General features: G+C 43.6%; 16 protein-coding genes. 3 read left to right on the top strand and 13 right to left on the bottom strand.

The genetic code is table 11. The annotated features are described in order from the left end of the window. Window positions 1-4 precede the first annotated feature (4 nt). The 6 genes from IXB50_RS07355 to IXB50_RS07380 form a co-directional block, all read right to left on the bottom strand. Window positions 5-802, bottom strand: coding sequence for a WecB/TagA/CpsF family glycosyltransferase (locus IXB50_RS07355; RefSeq protein ID WP_215608306.1), 798 nt, complete (start codon window positions 800-802; stop codon window positions 5-7). Between the two features lie 86 nt (window positions 803-888). Next, a complete protein-coding gene (locus tag IXB50_RS07360; RefSeq protein WP_246564223.1) occupies window positions 889-2,136 on the bottom strand; it encodes a glycosyltransferase family 4 protein in 1,248 nt (415 codons plus the stop codon). Then, on the bottom strand, window positions 2,093-3,274 hold the full coding sequence (locus IXB50_RS07365; RefSeq protein WP_215608307.1) for a glycosyltransferase family 4 protein: 1,182 nt from the start codon (window positions 3,272-3,274) through the stop codon (window positions 2,093-2,095). Before IXB50_RS07365 ends, IXB50_RS07360 begins: the two co-directional genes overlap by 44 nt. 238 nt (window positions 3,275-3,512) lie before the next feature. Further along, a complete protein-coding gene (locus IXB50_RS07370; protein WP_215608308.1) occupies window positions 3,513-4,319 on the bottom strand; it encodes a class I SAM-dependent methyltransferase in 807 nt (268 codons plus the stop codon). Window positions 4,320-4,328: 9 nt separating this feature from the next. Then, window positions 4,329-5,690, bottom strand: a complete 1,362-nt coding sequence (locus tag IXB50_RS07375) for a glycosyltransferase family 4 protein (protein WP_215608309.1) — start codon at window positions 5,688-5,690, stop codon at window positions 4,329-4,331. A gap of 86 nt (window positions 5,691-5,776) precedes the next feature. Then, entirely contained in the window at window positions 5,777-6,535 is a 759-nt protein-coding gene (locus IXB50_RS07380; RefSeq protein WP_215608310.1) for a class I SAM-dependent methyltransferase, read from the bottom strand. Window positions 6,536-6,634: 99 nt separating this feature from the next. On the opposite strand from IXB50_RS07380, the gene IXB50_RS07385 reads away from it, so the two are divergent. After that, on the top strand, window positions 6,635-7,510 hold the full coding sequence (locus IXB50_RS07385; RefSeq protein WP_215608311.1) for a hypothetical protein: 876 nt from the start codon (window positions 6,635-6,637) through the stop codon (window positions 7,508-7,510). Window positions 7,511-7,541: 31 nt separating this feature from the next. On the opposite strand, the gene IXB50_RS07390 is transcribed toward IXB50_RS07385, so the two are convergent. From IXB50_RS07390 to IXB50_RS07400, 3 genes are all read right to left on the bottom strand, one after another. Further along, window positions 7,542-8,822: an ABC transporter ATP-binding protein gene (locus IXB50_RS07390; RefSeq protein ID WP_215608312.1), complete on the bottom strand. Its 1,281-nt coding sequence runs from the start codon at window positions 8,820-8,822 to the stop codon at window positions 7,542-7,544. A gap of 87 nt (window positions 8,823-8,909) precedes the next feature. Then, window positions 8,910-9,743: an ABC transporter permease gene (locus IXB50_RS07395; protein WP_215608313.1), complete on the bottom strand. Its 834-nt coding sequence runs from the start codon at window positions 9,741-9,743 to the stop codon at window positions 8,910-8,912. 124 nt (window positions 9,744-9,867) lie between these two features. Further along, window positions 9,868-11,892: a glycoside hydrolase family 10 protein gene (locus IXB50_RS07400; RefSeq protein WP_215608314.1), complete on the bottom strand. Its 2,025-nt coding sequence runs from the start codon at window positions 11,890-11,892 to the stop codon at window positions 9,868-9,870. A gap of 707 nt (window positions 11,893-12,599) precedes the next feature. On the opposite strand from IXB50_RS07400, the gene rpsO reads away from it, so the two are divergent. After that, window positions 12,600-12,869, top strand: a complete 270-nt coding sequence (rpsO, locus tag IXB50_RS07405; RefSeq protein ID WP_215608315.1) for a 30S ribosomal protein S15 — start codon at window positions 12,600-12,602, stop codon at window positions 12,867-12,869. Window positions 12,870-12,927: 58 nt separating this feature from the next. Then, complete coding sequence (locus IXB50_RS07410) at window positions 12,928-13,413, top strand: PAM68 family protein (RefSeq protein ID WP_215608316.1); 486 nt, start codon at window positions 12,928-12,930, stop codon at window positions 13,411-13,413. Between the two features lie 47 nt (window positions 13,414-13,460). Here IXB50_RS07410 and IXB50_RS07415 read toward each other — a convergent pair whose 3' ends face one another. The 4 genes from IXB50_RS07415 to proB form a co-directional block, all read right to left on the bottom strand. After that, complete coding sequence (locus IXB50_RS07415) at window positions 13,461-14,708, bottom strand: ATPase, T2SS/T4P/T4SS family (protein ID WP_215608317.1); 1,248 nt, start codon at window positions 14,706-14,708, stop codon at window positions 13,461-13,463. A gap of 121 nt (window positions 14,709-14,829) precedes the next feature. Then, window positions 14,830-15,954 (bottom strand): HetZ-related protein 2, encoded by a 1,125-nt coding sequence (locus IXB50_RS07420; RefSeq protein ID WP_215608318.1) that lies wholly within the window; start codon window positions 15,952-15,954, stop codon window positions 14,830-14,832. 368 nt (window positions 15,955-16,322) lie between these two features. Next, window positions 16,323-17,330 carry a UDP-glucose 4-epimerase GalE gene (galE, locus tag IXB50_RS07425; RefSeq protein WP_215608319.1) on the bottom strand — a complete coding sequence of 336 codons (1,008 nt, stop codon included), beginning with the start codon at window positions 17,328-17,330 and terminating at the stop codon, window positions 16,323-16,325. 122 nt (window positions 17,331-17,452) lie between these two features. Continuing rightward, window positions 17,453-18,640 carry a glutamate 5-kinase gene (gene proB / locus IXB50_RS07430; protein ID WP_215608320.1) on the bottom strand — a complete coding sequence of 396 codons (1,188 nt, stop codon included), beginning with the start codon at window positions 18,638-18,640 and terminating at the stop codon, window positions 17,453-17,455. Between the last annotated feature and the right edge of the window lie 65 nt (window positions 18,641-18,705).

Here is an 18,705-nt window from a genome sequence, read left to right on the forward strand (position 1 = left end):
ACCCTTAACCGGAGGAATGCTCTGAGTATGGCTTTAGGATAGACCGCATCGTTCGATTCATTAACTGCAATCCAAATAATACGAGAAATGCCGTATTGTTCAGCACATAGCGTCGCCATAGTCGGCGGGGTTCTTGCCACAGACGATAGACCCATTCCAGCCCCCAGGCCATCATCCAGCGGGGCGCTTGGGATACCATTCCACTGTGAAAGCTAAAGGCAGCACCCACACCAATCATGACGGCGTTGAGTTTATCCTGCTGGCGCGCCATCCACTCTTCTTGCTTAGGACAGCCTAACCCTACAAAGACTACAGCTGCCCCAGACTGGTGGATAGTTGCAATGTCAGCTGCTTCTTCCTCTAGCGTTAGAGGTCTGAATGGGGGAGCATGGACACCCGCAACTATTAACTGGGGAAACTGCTGTTGTAAGTTCTGAGATAGACGCTGCACCATGGCATCAGTGCCACCGTAGAGGTAAATGGGCAAGTGTTCTTGGACAGCGCGATCGCACCAGGCCAACATCAGATCAGGACCGTACACCCGCGACTGGCGAGCTATGCCCAGCCACCGTAACCCCCACACCAGGGGCATCCCATCAGGGGTCACTAGGGCCGCATGGTTCAGAACTCGACGATAGGCTCGATTCCAATAAGCCGTCATCACGACATGGACATTGGCTGCCACAATGTAACAGGACTGTTTTGCTTTAGCCCAGGTGGAGATGCGATCGCAGGCATCTTCATACGTTGTGCTATCAACCCGTGTCCCTAAAATTTTTTCAGCACTCTGGTTCAATTGCATTGTTTGCCCAATCAAAGGGACCAACACTATAACTACTAAGCCTAGCGAATAAATGATAAAAGAATTGTTCTTTTTATCCCATAGGTTTAACCGTTCTTACATACAGACTGATAAATCTGTGCAGTTTTTTCTGCCAGCCGTGACCATGTATAATTAGCCTGTACCTTCCGGTGCCCTGCTAACCCCAGTTTTGCCGCCACACCGCTATTTGACAGTAAATAATTTATGCGGTCTGCGATCGCATCCGCCTGCTGTGTCACCAAACATCCATCAACTTCGTCAGTAATTAATTCTGAAACAGCGGGGATAGGGCAACCAATAACAGGCTTTTTAAAAGACCAGGCCTCTGTGTATACCCCACCAAAGCTTTCCTGTATAGATGGGACACACAACAACGTACAAGCTGCCAGAGCATCTGTTTTCTCCTGCAGAGAGACTTTACCTAAGCGGTGGATACGAGGATCAGCGCAGGTTTGAAATATGTTCTCGGATTGTTTAACAGATGGTCCTATAAACACAAACTCCGTATCAGGGTGGTCGCACCACACAGATGTCGCCGCTGTTAACAGTTGGACATATCCTTTGTAGGGATAATGCTGTCCCAGGAAAAGCACAATGGGATTTTGCAGCTGATATTTTTGGCGAAACCTATCAGGGTTAGCCTCTGCCGCTAACACGGGACCATGTCCGGTTACGTGAATCCGATCAGGGCTAACACCTAACCCCGAAAGAATACCTTTCTCAGCAACTGTCAGGGCAATAACTGCATCAGCCTGACGATAAAGCTTAATATACTCACAATAGCGCCATCCCACCCAGCGAGGATGATGTACAGGAGTTAACAGAAAGGGAATATGCCTCTGTCTTGCTAACTGCCAAGATGCATAGGTTAATCCTTCGCGGCCAATGCGAACATTGTGGATCAAATCAACCGACTGAGCCAGCTCCCGCAAATGAGAAATAATGGACCTGGATAAGAGAGGCAGTGCTACCGACATACAGGGATAGTAAAACGGCAGCAGACAGCTCATTTTTAGCTTTTCTAACCAATGAAAACCCAGCCGACGGACATTAATATTGTCAATCGTGTAGTCATAGGAGTTTCTGTGCGCTCCCATCGTAGTGCCCCACAGCCAGTCCGTACGGTTAGCATTCCAAAAACTAGCCACCTGTATGGCATGACTTTCACCCAACTGCTGAGCTAGCAGGTGTTGATGTAATTGCGCTCCGCCAATGGAAGGGGGATAAGCCGTAAGGGTATAAAGAAGATTCATCGCCGCCGTCGTTAAATTATTTCGAACTCGTTTCTGCAGCCAGTCGATAAACGTCAACAACTTGATCTACACAGGTTTGCCAGCTAAACTGTCTCGCTTGTTGAATAGATTGTTGCCTCATATCTGTTCGTAAACTGCTATCGGTTGCTACACTCCATAGAGCCTGACAAAGCTCATTGATGCTATGGGGATCGACCATGATGCCAGCATTTCCTACAACTTCTGGCAAGGAACTCGTATTAGAGGTGATGACAGGTGCTCCACATTGCATGGCTTCTAGGGGAGGTAATCCAAATCCTTCATATAGGGAAGGATAAACAAAGCTAAGACAGCCACTATAGAGGGCATTGAGATCTCTATCGGGAACATATCCGGTAAAAAAGATCCGAGACTCAAGCTGTGGATGTTCGGCAATTATTTGAAATAAACTATTGTTTTTCCAGCCGCTCGGGCCCACTAATACTAAGTTCACATCTAAGCTAGGATCAGCCTGGATAAGTTCGAGAAAAGATTTGATTAAAACCGATAAATTTTTGCGGGGTTCTAAGGTTGAAAGAGTTAAGAAATAGGGGGTTTCAGGAATTTTGTATTGCTTTAGGATTTGGTCAATTAATTCAGTGTCTGTGATCGGGAAACAATCCCGCATCGCCGCCAGATGAGCCGTAAACACGCGACTAGGATCCATAGGCACCAATTTGCAAAAATCTTGTCGAGTCGATTCCGAATCGCAAATCACCCAATCTTGCTCAAGACGAATACTATCAATAGCTACTTTGTATTTAGCAAGAGCTGCAGATGTGAAATGTTGGGGATAAAGCAGCGGAATCATGTCATGGACCGTCAAAACCCGCTCTGCTGACTCAGGCAACGATCTATGGGGCAATGCAAAAAACGTCGAATGGTAGACTTGACAACTGGTTTCAGACAAGTTTTTGGGCCTACTCAATCTGGCCAGTTGCTTAAAGGGTACTTGCAATCCAATAGACGCTAGGTACAGAGGGTTAAATGACTGATAAGTTCTGGCAATGCAGTATTTTTGTAGCTTTACTGCTGGCTGAACCAGCGATCGCAAAACATTTTCGTAGCGATGGCAAAATGTTAAATCGAGATAACCTCCGTCAGTCAAATAAAGCTGGGCAGAAACCTCTTCCCAAATCGAAGATGTACCATTAAATCCCACCGCAGTCAGTTCGACCAATGGATGCTCTATGAGCCTAATAAGTATTTGCTCGGTAAAACGGAAAATACCTGTCCTACCCTTGGGATTTACATAGCCAACTCCCAGCACAGAACAATCATAAGCTACCTTTAATGTCTTCAAAATGTCCTCATAACTTTTAGGATTAAAATTCAAGCCATTTACATCTAACAAAAGTATTTGATTGAATAAAACAGCCTTTAAAGTACTACTTTGGACATTAGGAAAAATAACGCAGCTACATTGCTTTCTTTATAACTAATCCAATAGAAGTAATGACATAACCTGCAAATTTCAACTTCAAGTGAGGGTTATGCTTGTAGGGAGGAAGATCAATAAAACTATCTTTAGGCAAGGTCCCCAATGTAAAATCCACATCGATTTTATGTCCTTGCTTTCGCAAATTACGAGCTATTCTCTTAATATCTCGACGACGATATAAGGCTGTATCACCACGTCTAATAGTAAAGAAATTCGAAGAAACGTTATATTCCGTAGTGTGTATAGCCAGACCACCTGGCTTAAGACAGTTCATCGCATTATAAATAAATTGTTCGCCAAGACTTAGCGTCCCAAGATGCTCTAAAGAACATGAGGACCAAATAAAATCAAAGTTCTGCAAATCGTTAGGTATCTGATTCATATCCACATTCCGAAACGTGCAGTTTTGATGAAATAAATCATCTGGACAAAGGTTACGCAAATTTAGCGATTCAAGACCTGATGCATGCTGACTAGTCTCAATCCAACCTTTCGCACTTGCCATATCATCAACTAAATCTGTCGCGCAGATAGAGGCACCTCGACTACAAAACAGAGAAACCAGAGGTTCCCGACCAACACCAAATCCTAATCCTGAAATACCTGGGCAAAGAAGTTTTTGCTCATAGAGCGTTTGAAGAATAAAACAATATTCCCAAGATTTACGATGTGTCAACTTTCGTTTTTCTCTAAGACAAACTAGCCAATCCTGAAATGTCTTAGACTCAAATTCTAGCTGAGTACATAATCGAGACTTTGATACAGAAACTGAAGGCTCTAGCATTTTCTATCCTTATAAATTTCTATCAAGAATTTCACGATATATTTCCACTGTCTGACCAGCACACTTTTTCCAACTAAATTTTCTAGCCTGCACTAATCCTTTTTGAGATAGCTGCTGACGCAGATCGTCATCTCGGAAAACATCGAGCATTGATTGACACAGGGCCGTTTCATCTTTTGGATCAACTAAAATTGCCGCATCGCCAGCCACTTCAGGAAGAGAGGTTGAATTAGATGAAATCACTGGAACTCCAGCCTGCATTGCTTCCAATATCGGCAAACCAAAACCTTCATAAAGAGATGGAAAAACAAACGCTGTTGCTCCATTGTAAATAGTATTTAAGTCTGCATCAGGCACATATCCTGTAAAGACGATTTGTTCCATATAGTCAGCAAATTCTTGAAAGGCAGCCTCCACATCCCTACGCTGAAACCTAAGGGTCCCAATCAGAACTAAACTAACATCAAGACGAGGATTTTCTCTAATTAGACGTACAAATGTTTTAATCAGATGAAAAATGTTTTTCCTGGGGTCTAAGTGACTCGCCAGACATAGGAAATAATTTGAGCTTTTAATACCATAGGATTGTCTCACACTGTCTATTTGATATTTATCATCAATAATTCCAAAAGCACTATCTGCACCGAGATAGCTAACAAATGTACGTTCTTTTGGGAAACCCGTATAGTCACAAAATTCTTGACGTGTATATTCAGAAATGCAGGTAACCCAGTCCTTATGATGATCGATACTATTGATTGTTTCAAAAAAATAACTATTTAAATTTGGATCAACAAATTCTTTAGCAGTTAGTGGGATTAGGTCATAAATCGTGATCAGCCTCGGTATATCCTGAGTCAGTTCTCTAGGAGGTACCTTAAAATAGGTCGAGTGCAATAGATCATATTGAGTAGGATCAAATATTCGATATGTGTCAAATCTTTCAAGCTTAGTTAGTTCTATAGCCTTTAATGGAGCCCTGACTAAAAGCGATTCCAGGGATTTCTTAGACTTTTTTTGAAATCGTTTTGAGAAATATCGTCCATAGAGGATGCTGTATAGCCACTTAATGTTCAATCGGCTCTTATAGCTTGTTGCAAACTCAGCTTTTCCGAAATTTATATTTGTCTTCTCACCTTCTTTTCGATTAATGAAGTATTTCTGACATCCAACGTTGGTATATGCCAGTGCTTCACCACACAAACCCATCAGGGTAATATCCAGCGTATCTTCTTCTAGCAGTTCATATAATATTTCTTCGGCGACTCTATAAATACCCGTTTTAGAATCTGGCCAACTAAAATAAAGACCCAATGGACTAATGTCATATGCCAGCCTAATTTTTTGCATCTTACCTAATCCTATAGTCAACGAAGTTCACTGGCAGTCTGAAGCATAAGTTTGCAAACCATAGCTAGTCTCTAGTACATGAGCCGATGGAGTAAATTCAATCCTACTTACGATATCTTAGATAGTGCAATCGGCTTAAATCCCTCTAAATCAATAACAGCAACTAATCCTAGAAAAATTTTCTTGTATGAGATCCTCTTTAACAACTTTCTAATTACAAATTTATAAGCTAGCTCTCGATACTTTTTAAACTCAGATTTTTGTTCTGATCCTAAATCAATATTTTCAGAGTCATTATCTATAAAATATTCGATAATCCAGGGACATGATAAATAACCTTCGGGAAAAATCTTGATATTTTCAGGCTTAATCGATAGACACAGTTCTCGAAGGGAATCTTCCGAATAATATCTTAGGTGGGTGGGATCGCGATATGTCATAAATGACAATCCAAACTGCTCCATATGTTCGTCTTTTTGAGGAACTGTTAGGATAATCCGTTTGGATGTAACGCGAGATATTTCCTTGAGTACTTTTCGGTCATCTACATGTTCTAAAACATCGAAACAATAGGCCGAATCAAAACTATTTTCCTCAAAGGGCAACTTGGCTGCATCTGCCTGTACAAAGCTACCCTGATATTGGGCTTCACTAGCGACTTGTAGAAAATCCTGATATTGGTCAACACCAATTACTTCAAGTCCTTGTTCTGCAAGAAAATTCACATAGGCTCCACCACCACAACCGACATCCAAAACAGTATTCCCAATTATATATTTATTTAAGTGAGATAATCTTTCTGATAGTAGCTCTCCAGTTATAGACGACCATTTAAATCGATTTGCATTTTGGATAGAGTAGCTCATATTTAATATCTCTTGGTTTGTCATCAGATCGAGCAATCAAACTTCTATTTAACTATTTAGCTAGAATACTGAAACTACCTATAACTGGAATTTTATTTTATGAAGCTTAAGGAGTGGATTTTTACTATTTACAGTTATTTGCCAATCATCCGAGAAATTCGGCAAATAAGAGACACTTTGAGAGGAATTTACACTGAGATTGCCTCATTGAAATCGATCGAGATAGTTCGGTTGTTTGACTTTCAGTTAAGCAAACATTCTCGGTATGGAGATCCTAAAAGACTTCATCGCTATGCCTTTCAGATTAATTCACAGAATCAGGAAGACGGGATGATTGCTGAAATATTCAATCGAATAGGCATTAAGAAACATATATTTGCTGAAATAGGTATTGGTGACGGCCATGAGAATAATACTGCATTTCTAATTTCTCAAGGCTGGCATGGCTTTTGGATAGATAGTAGTAACGTAGTCTCTCAAACCCTTCAATCTAAACCAAATATCAAAAAACTTGTTAAGCTATCTGTTGCCTTTGTTAGCAAAGAAAATATCAAAACAATCTTTGAGCAATTAGAAGTCCCCATAGAGATTGATCTTTTATCAATAGATGTAGATCAAAATACTTACTATATTTGGGAAAGCCTTGATAAATATAAACCTAGAGTGGTAGTCATTGAATATAATTCCCTGTTGCCGCCTTATATTGAGTGGAAAGTCGAATATAATTCAGATAAAGTCTGGGATTGTTCTCAAAATTTTGGTGGTAGTTTAAAGGCATTTGAAAACCTAGGAAAAAAACTTGGGTATAGTCTTATTGGATGTGACTTTTCAGGAACTAACGCATTTTTCGTACGCAAAGATTTAGTAACTGATAAGTTTGCGACTCCCTTTACTGCTGAAAACCATTACGAACCACCCCGGTACAAAATCGATGTAAAACGTGGACACAAATCACAGATTTTGGATAGTTTTTAGCCGTAAACTACCAGAAAACTATCTGAGTAATTTATTGATTTTTAGGATAAGGTCGTACTACCTGCCATGTTAATGTTGGCTTTATAATACCTGGTCGTCGATCATACAGAGGCCTTTCTCTATCGATATCTTCAATTTCAAATGTCAAGCAATGCTCAGTCCGCATAAGTGATTGAGTGTAAGGAAATTTATCTGCTCCAAATAGTATGGTGTATTTACCTGAATTAAGAATATGAGCTGGGAATAAGCATTTACTCTTATAAATGCCAGGTTTTCGAGTAGAGTCTGTAAACACAAAATCTGTGGCTCCACAAACTTGAATGCCTTCAATTGTCTCCATCAGAAAACCAATTCTTAATCCACGGATTTCTTTGTGCAGCTTATATTCTAAATGAATTGCAAAAGCATCTCTATTATCAAAGGAGGAAGATAAATTATTCTCCTTATCGCATAAGTATGCTTTAAGAAAACTGATTTCGGCTGCAGTATAGCTATCTTTGAAATCAATCATGGCTTGCTGTTCTTGAGCATCAGCCAAGTAATGGGTGGCAACGGTTTCAGGCATGTCGTCTTTCACAATTTCGCCATCTTTTATCAAAAGGGCTCGACTGCATAGTCCTTTGATCGTTGACATATTGTGACTAACAAACACAATAGTCCGATGGCTATCTTCTATACTTTCAAGTTTCTTAAGACATTTTTTCTGAAACTGAATATCGCCAACAGCCAACACTTCGTCAATGATCAGGATTTCTGGATCCAAGTGTGCAGCTACGGAAAATGCCAATCGCACATACATGCCTGAGGAGTAGCGTTTAACAGGCGTGTCTAGAAACTTACTAACCTCGGCAAAATCAACAATTTCATCAAATTTATGATTTATTTCCGCCCGCCTCATGCCGAGAATGGCACCGTTAAGAAAAATATTCTCTCTACCCGTTAATTCAGGATGAAATCCTGTTCCAACTTCCAAAAGACTGGCAACACGGCCTTTTAACCGAACACGTCCAGTGGTTGGTTCTGTAATCCGACTCAGAATCTTGAGTAGTGTAGACTTACCTGCCCCATTACGACCAATAATGCCCACCATTTCCCCTTGTTTAATTTCAAAGGAAAGATCTTTAAGTGCCCAAAATTCTTCTCGGTTAAAGGGAGTGAATGACTTACCAGGCCTTCTTAGCTTACGTAAAAATGCCCCAGCTCCATCAGCCAAGACATCTCGCAGTGCCGTATAGCGATAAGAGCCTTTCTGCTGATGCCCAATGGTGTACATCTTGCCTAAGTTTTCGACTTGAATAACAGTGTCGGGCATATCACAAAGGGACAAAGGTTAAGAATTGGGATGTTCTCAAAAGATTCGTACAACTCAAATAACAGCTGGTCAGATAGCAGCAGTTGCTCAGATAATATCTGCAAAGGAGCGTTCCATATGGCGAAAGTACCTTATCCCAGTAACCAAAACCAGCATAACTAGCAGCAACGAGAGCAAAAAGCCTGGCCAGAAGAGCTGTACATCACCACCAATAATTGCCCAACGAAATCCATCAATCACACCCACCATTGGATTCAGAGAATAAAGTAGTCTCCAGTTCTCAGGCACAATGGTGCTGCTAAACCCTACTGGTGAAATATAAAGACCAAACTGAACAATAAACGGAACGATATAGCGAAAGTCGCGGTACTGAACATTCAAGGCTGCTAACCATAGCCCCATGCCCATGGCCGCTGCAAATGAGATCGCAATAACCAGCGGCAACATCAAAATTCGCCAGGTAGGTACTGCATTAAACCAAATCATTAGCCCCAGCAACAGGATGCCGGAAATCAAAAAGTCTACAAAGCTCACAATCACAGCACTGGTGGGCACCACAAGTCGAGGAAAGTATACCTTTGATAGCAAGTTGGCATTTGTAATTAAGCTATTGCTGCACTCTGTTAGAGCATTGGCAAAAAACTGCCAGGGCAGCATCGCGGAAAAGACCAAAATCGGATATGGCGCATCACCTTCTGATGGCAGATTCGCTAATCGACCAAACACCACAGTGAATACAAGCATGGTTAAAAAAGGCCGTAGCAAAGCCCAAGCTATACCAATAACCATTTGCTTATAGCGCACCAAAACATCGCGCCAGGCCAAGAAGTAAAATAGCTCACGGTAACGCCAAAGATCTCGCCAGTATTGCACCTCGGTACGACCAGCTTCGATGATAATTTCCGGGACAGGCTCGGTCATAGGGGCAATCACTTACGAATAAGATTTAAACCTTACTCTGAACAGAATGCCCAAAGTTGAAATGCGACGCATCAAACAAGCTTGATGTCGCTAATCACTGATTGGTGAAAGCTCTATGATTTTTCTAAGGAATAAATCGTTTCTCACCGTAGGTTAGCAGGTGCTCAATCGTGGTCAGGCGATGTTCCCAAGTTTGTAGTCGATAGCGATTTTGCTGTGATTTGACAGATAGGTCGGAGGTGATAATGCGATCAAGCTGAGCTAGCTGAGATCGCACCTCCTCCAACTTTCGATGGGACGGCTCCTCGGCTAAGTCAGCCAGCTGAACACCTAATGTATTCACATCATTCACCCACTGATTCAGCTGCTTTTCCTGCATCAATAGCTGACCATTATTTAAAAGCCAACTCCACTCCCGTTGCAACGCCTGATAACGCTCGACAGCTGTATTAAATGGCTGCTGCTGAGGAACAGAATAATCCGCCAGAGAAGTTCCCTGCGTATTATTGAGTAACGTTTGAATACCTCGTTGTAGATTATCCACCGCAAACAGAGCATAGCCACTCACAGGCAAATCCCGCAAAGTTTGAATTTGGTCTAACGCTGCCATCTCAGGCAAGTTTAGCAACCGAATCCCCGGAATAATTAATGTGGAACCATAGTCAGCGTCTAAAACCCAAGGACTAATCAGTTCCTCAAACCGATTAGTATCCATGGCATAGCTCATCAACACAATCCAGTCCACGTCTCCCCGCTTGGCCCACGTTTCCCAATCCTGCTGAATTTTTTGGATACGCTCATGGGTGGGCTTAGCAAACACTGCAGCTGAAATGGTCATGCCCGGTCGCCGTTGCCGCAACATTTGGGAGGCCTCTGCCACAAATGAACTCACCTGCTCTACACGGAACTCAGTCCAGCGCTGCCACAGCTGCCGCTGCCGACGTTGCTCATGAGGCGACAGTGATGCATTATTGCGAGGGGACAAAATGGCTGGATCCAGACCAGTCATATCTCGAAACTTTAGTCGAGCAGCCGTTCCATAACCATAGGTACGATCAGCACTCGGATCCTGAAAGGGATAGCGCACATAGTCAAAATGCACACCATCCACCTCATAATTATTGACTAGCTCTTGCAGCATTCTCATTAGATAGCTGCGCACCTCAGGATTAGCAGGATCCAAAAATGGCTTATCCTGACCTACTGGGACGATGCGCCCTCGACGGTCATAGGCAGCCCAACCCGGATTAGCATTAATTAACGGACCTGGATAATTAGTCGGTAGATTGAGCAAAGCATTGTGGCGACGATTGCCAGCGGCAAAGAGCCAAACCCACGCATGAACTTCAATACCACGTTCTTTACCCAACTTGACTGCTGAGGCCAACGGATCCCAATGACGTGTTAAGGGATTTTGCTGAGGCGCAATGCGACTGGGATAGATAGGATAACCCGCATTGATAGCCTCAAAGAAAACCGTATTGATACCGGCTGCCGCCAGCCGATCAAATACCTCTGCCAGCTTAGTTTCAGAACCCGCCCGGACAATAGTCCCCCGATCCAGCCACATGCCCCGAACTTCGGCCTGAGCTAAAGATTGCTCCACCGGAAAGGCATTCCAGAGTGCTCTACGAGCCTCAAGCCAGCGCTGACGAGCTATCCCATAATCACGTCGAGCAATCAAATCAGGCCAATCATCCAGTGTCTGCCGTGCTGCTTCAAGAGCTGGATGCGTCAGTGGTGTTGCCAATCCAGCACCGCCTAGACTAGCGCTGAGGCTACCGTCAGTTCTAATCGACGTCAAGGCTAACTCCGCAGGCTGAGTACTGGCATAACCATGAAGCAATGCCCCCTCAAATCGTCCCATCAAATTACTCAGCTCTGCCTGCATAGCCAAATCAAGAAACGGGCTAATTACAGTGTTTCCAGCCCGAATATCTAGTCCAGGAGGCTCAACATTATGAGCCGGATCCGTGCCGCCTAAAGCTAGTTCAGCTGAATCTATATCAGCAACAGGCAACTCTCGAATCACCGTATTTACTTCAGAAAATTCTAATCCAGAGGATTTAGCCACACTAGGAGTAGCCAGGACTAATCCTCCTAACACAGCAAACAATGTATAGAAAGCGATAAACGGTGAATGAAGCATGAGCAAGCGTGACAGACGAAGCAAGATAACTGACGCACCAAAAGCAAGACAGTGCCAAAAACTTTACAGATCAGGGAATTCAAACAACACATGAGAAAGAATTCCCAGAAGGACTATACCGAACGAAGGTGTACTTCTCGGACATAATCTGGCTATATCAAGACAGTAAAATTAGGGAAACTAACTTAAAACAGCAGGAAAACTAAGATGTTTTTTGAAAACCAATGTCAAGAAGCCTGGGAAACGCTCTGAAAACCTCATTAACGAAGCTTTTCTAAGGTGATAGGACATTCGTTCTTAGAATAGAACATCTTAATAACCTTTCCTATACCTCCTTACATCCCCTGACAAGTTATCCAGAAAATAAGATAAAGATTTTCTTTGATCTTATTCAGTAGCTTTTTAGCCGTAAACTGCGAAGTTACGGTTCTATTTATAATTTTTTATTGAAGAAATAGAGCTAGCACTTATATTAGGCGTGCACCCTCTAGCTAGCGCATAGGTAGGTAAGCTTTTGCATAATATATCGCGCTGATACCCTACGTCATCTGTAACCTCGCCCCATAATCAGAACAAGTTCTACATATATTTAGCTCGACCAGCGTTGCTGTAGTACAATACAAAATCCTGCGTTGGATTAGTGCAAGGTTGTGCGGTCCAACTAAGCTCATTAAATTCGTTTCAATTGGCTGTAATCGGTAAGCTCTATGGCGCTCCTGCAAGAACAAAAGCAATCAATTATTTCTGACTACCAGGTGCATGAAACAGATACTGGCTCTGTCGATGTGCAAGTGGCCATGCTCACTGAAAAAATCAATCGGCTAAGCAAGCACCTACAAGCCAATAAAAAGGACCATTCATCTCGACGCGGTTTACTACGCATGATTGGTCGTCGTAAGCGGTTGTTGGCCTATTTAGTCCAGCAAGATGCTGAGCGTTATCGGGCTCTAATCAAGCGATTGGGTATCCGTGGTTAAAGCGTCTCAATAGACCCTTATCACAGCCTTGTTTGCGCAATTTAGTATCAGGTGTTATATGCCTTCAGAGTCTCAGCGTGAGTCCCTGCCATTTGAGCCTAAGTCAAATAAGCAATCAAGCAGCCAAAAGGCTTCGTCTAGCTCGTCATCTTCAGTAGGGGCCTCTACCTCCTTAAAGCAGGGTGTATCCAAAGCCTCAGCTCTTTCCAAAGATGAGGCTGGTATTCCTGAGGTAGTGAGTCGCCGTATGATGCGTCGTATGGCTATCTTTGCTGGCGTTCCGACATTTTTAGGAATGTCTTCATTTGTCATTTTCTACATCTTGCTCACTCAACATATTGCCGAATTTCCCAATGTAGTCGTACTAATTGTCTCTCTGAGCCTTTTTGGCTTGGGAACTATTGGTTTAAGCTATGGGGTTTTGTCTGCATCTTGGCAGGAGGATGTTGAAGGAAGTCTGCTTGGGGTATCTGAGTTCTCGGTAAATTTTCGACGCCTGATACAAGGTCTGCGCAAACAACCACCGTCCGAGTCTGAGCAATGATTCAGACTCCGTTTTCGGGCTTACAGTAAGCAGCTGACCATACTTCGTTAGTCCGATGTTTCTATAATGTCGTTCAACTGCTGCTCCATCTGTTTCAGCATATTCATAATTGCTGGCAAAGTTTTTTGCTTTGTATCCTGAACATCAAGGTTGCGCTGTGCTTGGGTACGCAGTTCATCAATGCGCTGCTGTAAATCGTGCGCAATTCCCAGGGCATCGCGGCCAATATTATCAATCTGCTGTTGCTGGTAAAACTTAAGAGCAGCACCACGTAATATTTGTAAGGTAGCTTCTTCACCATGAGCTCCCGGCATTACTCGAAAACGAAGTAATATCCGCTTCTGATTATGGATGCGTTCGATCTCGATTTGTTTTGGCTTACGGACAGGAATCAAGGAAAGACTCATAATCCGCTTGAGTTCATTAATAACACCTTGAAAAAGCTGAGGTGAAATATTGTCTACAACCGATTGCACCACACCATCCTTACTCCAAAGGATACGGCAAGCAGTACTTTGACGCTCTAAATAGAGTCTCCCAATTCCTTCTTGGGTAATAATTCGCTTTAGTAGACTCTGAGTTAGTTCTTTAGGATTAGACTGACTTAGCTCAGAATCTTTCTCCGGGGAAGGTTCTGTAGTCTGCTCTTCCGTAGTCGACAGAATCGCAGGCTCAGAAGACTCTATAGCCACAGGCTCAGATGTTAGCGCATCTGCTTCTAGTCCGATACTCAACGGAGCTTCCGAAATTTGTTCGCTAGAGCCACTACTGTGACTATTCGCTGTCACAGTAGGTGTTGGTAATACTGGCTCTTCAGAAGCATTAGCAGGTGACTTAGGCTGCTGCTGCGCCAGAACCTCACGAGGATTTTCAATAATTTCAGTTGGAGCTCCTACTACCAGCGTAGGCAGCTCTTCAAATGAGCTAGGCGTAGTACTCGTTTTTGATTGAGAAAGCTGAGATGATTGACGATTTTTCGCTGAGTGACTCAAAAATTTTGATAGGATTCCCCGATGCCAATCAGATGAAATAGGGCGTGATACGATCGAGCAGTTGATATACGACACCAGCCGTCTAACATAGTCAGCGGCTTTTGTATCATCAGGGTTTACCATGCCCAAATTTAAGCTACTACCCTCAATCGAAAGAGGTAGAACCTGATAGTAAAGGCAAGCCTCAAATGGCAAAATACCCTCTATCAACAGAAACATTTGATCTAAATCAGCCTTGATCTCAGTCTTTTGAAGACCATGAGACGGAAGAGACAAGGCATTGTCTTCAGGTAAGGGTGACATGGGGACTGCCTTAGGAAGGAATAACGTAAATGGGAGACAGGCACACTGATGTGAGTTGGCAACCTGCCCATAGGGCACCAATGCCTGTTGCCTGAAGACAACCTTCAAGAGCCCTAGTTTGCTAGGTTCGTAGATTTTGGGCAGCTAGGTAAAGCTTAGCCCATTCGCTCATGACTTGTTTAGATTTACATCCCTGTTTTTGTGCGATCTCATCAATGCTTCTACCCTGTTTAAGTTCGGACAGCAATTGCTGTTGAGCTGGTTCTAGTGTTTGCCAATAGGCCTGCCATTGACTAGCTGTCAGGCCCAAATCATGGTCCGTTAGCGTCGTTTTTAACCAACCTAGAACGAGTTCTGGCTGTTCTTTGAGAGTAAAAATACGGATTGCGTGATAGCTAATTTTTTCCCGCAGGCGATAAACTTGATTAATCGACATGTCAAGTTGTTTAGCAATATTGTCTTGGGTGTAGCCCTGCAAATGTAATCGCAACCATTGAGTAGCCGTATCCCCTAGAGTTTCTTGTAAATAAGTCATAAAACTATCTTTAACCGATGCCCGTGCCCTCTGGGTTGCTTCAAAGTCTTGCTGCTCTTCATAAGTACTGACCGCCTGGACATCAAACAAGCTAATGGTGCTGTCAGCATCGTCAGTACCAATCTCTTCTGAAATTAGCTGAATTAGCTGTGCTCCGGGGACTTGGGTCATCCCACCCCGTTGGGAACGTCGTAGATAGTTTACAAAACGATAAACAATTAGAGGCTGATTACGAATCGGGCGTAAACAGTATTCTTCGATCGTCGCCATCGTGAGCAAATTACGTAGTTGAGGTCGCTCCGTAACTTGGGCAATCCAGGTCATTTGCTGCTGTAGATGGCGATCGCTCTGCAACATTTCCTGGATAATTTCCTGTAGGACATCTTTAACTTGACGCTGTCGATCACGACTAAGGGCAATCCATGTACGGATTTTGCTACGGACTAGAAATAGACCACCGAGCTTTCGCATGAGGGTTTGATAGGCTCGATCTGGAGGTAGCCCCCAATAGGTCTTGTAAAAGATACGGTATCGATAATCCATGGCCTGAGTGGCAATGGAAAGATCTTTGCGAGAAAGCTCTTCAAAACGCTCAGTATTTTCACCGCAGAGCCACTGAGTAATCGCTATGTGGGTATCGTGGCTTTGATCGGGCAAATCAGCCCGAAGCCTTTGCTGCCATTCATTTACGATTGTGGTTGCCACTGCCATGCGCGCGCCTGCTGCTGAGTAAAAAATGCCCCAAGCGAAATGCCATGGGAAAGGATTGATTACCGTTACTGATTTAGAGAATGAAGCAATCTAAAAACAATGCATTAGCCAAATCCTTGCAGATAAAATCATAGTTCGGATCAGCAATGCTAGTTGATCAATAATTTGCTCATTCTAGTGCACTCAATCCCTCGATTTATCCGGATATATTTACTTTTCCCTGTTAATCCATTTTCTATTAAGGACGCGAATGGGTAAAGCACACCGAAAAAGCCTAGAACTGATGGTTTCATCATCAGTCTATAACGCTTCTTATCAGTACCCCTAAAGTTAATTTATTCCGGAAAGATTAATGAGCAATATCACCGTTAGCCATGTCGCTTTTGATGCCACTGCCACGCATGGCTAATGATCGTCTCAAGATCAGCATACTGAGGCGTCCACTTTAGACGCTGACGGGCATGCTCACTACTACCAATCAGACTGGGTGGATCCCCAGGACGACGACCACACTCCAAAGCAGGAATAGGATGCCCAGTTACTTTTCGGGCTGTTTCAATCACTTCTTTAACTGTAAATCCATTCCCATTGCCTAAATTGATAAAGGCTGTCTCGCCACCATCGATCAGGTATTGCACCCCCTTAACATGGGCATCGGCCAAATCAGCTACATGGATATAATCACGGATGCACGTACCGTCACGGGTTGTATAGTCGGTGCCATAGATCGATATATGATCTCGCGTTCCAAGCGCCGTTTGTAATACCAATGGGATTAGATGGGTTTCAGGATTGTGGTCTTCGCCTAGACGACCCTGAGGATCTGCCCCTGCCGCATTGAAGTAGCGAAAACATACCGACTGCAAACCATAAGCTTTCTGAAAGTCTTTGAGCATCATTTCCACCATTAGCTTGCTGCTGGCGTAGGGGCTAATGGGATTTTTGGGATGGTCTTCTGGGATGGGGACTGTCTTAGGTGGTCCGTAAATGGCACAGGTAGAGGAAAAGACAAACTGCTTGATACCTGCTACCTGCATCGCTTGTAGAAGATTAAGCGTACCGTATACATTATTGCGATAGTAGTCAGCTGGAGCTGTAACAGACTCACCTACAGCAATGTAGGCAGCAAAATGCATCACTGCTACAAAGTCATATTGTGTAAACAGTTGATCTAGAAGATCACGATCCGTCGTATTACCTTTGATCAGCGTGGCATTGAGATGCTGTTCAACCAGGTCCTGATGACCATATTCAAGGCTATCTAAAATAACGACTTGATACCCCGCTTGCTCTAGAGCTAACACAGCATGGGAACCGATGTAGCCAGCACCACCGGTCACCAAAATCGAAGGAGCTGATGTAGTTGGATTAGTCATATCAAGAATTCGTAAATCGGATAGTTATAGCAAGTAAAAATAGTCTTCGAGCTTTGGTAGCACCAGACGCCAGGGCATCTAAGTCTAGTAGCCCTGTAAATTAACCACAAAATATTACTAATCTAGCGAGCCTCGTCATCCTCTGCCACAAGGTTCAATTTGGGGCTAAGGGAATCAGGATTTAGCACTAAGTTATCGCGATGTACAACTGTATCGGCACCGTCGTAGCCCAAGATCATAGAAATTTCACTAGAACGACGTCCGCGAATCTGCTGAAGTTCATGGTGATTATAGTTAACTAAACCACGGGCAATTTCTTGGCCATTGAGATCGCACAATACCACTGCATCCTGGGATTGAAACGTCCCCTCAATCATCGCAATTCCAGCAGGCAATAAGGACTTGCCATCTTGCCCAATGGCTTGCACAGCCCCTGGGTCTAAGTACAATCGTCCACTCGGGCGCAACCCATTAGCAATCCACCGCTTGCGTGCATTATTCGGTTTTGGCTGAGGTGCAAATTGAGTCCCTAGAGGTTCACCTGTCAAAATCTTGAGAATATTATCGGGTGCCTGGCCATTGGTAATGGCCATACGGATTCCAGAGTTAGTTGCAATTCGGGCCGCTTCTAACTTTGTAATCATGCCGCCAGTCCCCCAAGCCGATCCGCGATCGCCCACATCAATATTTAAATCACCCAGATGCTGCACCCAGGTGATCGGCTCAGCATCTGGGTTAGCCCGTGGATCAGCTGAATATAAACGGTCCACATCAGTCAGTAAAAATAACCAGTCAGCCCCAACCAAACTAGCTACTAGGGCAGACAGTGTATCGTTATCCCCAAATTTGAGCTCATCCACAGCAACTGTGTCGTTCTCATTAACGATGGGAATGACATTGAGCTTAAAGAGCTGCCGAAATGTGTGATAGCTATTTACATAGCGTGAGCGCTGTATCAAATCGCTACGGGTCAGCAATACCTGAGCAATGGGTTGATTTAGTACGGTAAACAGGTCATCGTATATTCGCATCAATCGTCCCTGCCCTACCGCTGCCACCGCCTGCTTTTGTTCAATCGATTTTGGGCGTTCTCTGAGCCCCAAACGCACACAACCCACACCCACAGCCCCAGAAGACACTAGAATCACTCGATGCCCCTGACGTTGTAAATGACTCAGCGTTTCTACTAAACGGGCTAGTACCGATAGAGCCAGCTGATTATCAGTCTGCGTCAAACTAGACGTACCAATCTTGACAACAATAGTTTGAAGCTTGACAGACTGAGCTTTGGCAGCCAAAGGGATCGACATTGCAGTCACAGGGTGGTTTATCAGACAAGGCGTAGATAAGCGCTAGCTATGAGTAGCTAACACCC

Source organism: Leptothoe spongobia TAU-MAC 1115 (genome assembly GCF_018739885.1).
Classification (GTDB): Bacteria; Cyanobacteriota; Cyanobacteriia; order Phormidesmidales; family Phormidesmidaceae; genus Leptothoe; species Leptothoe spongobia.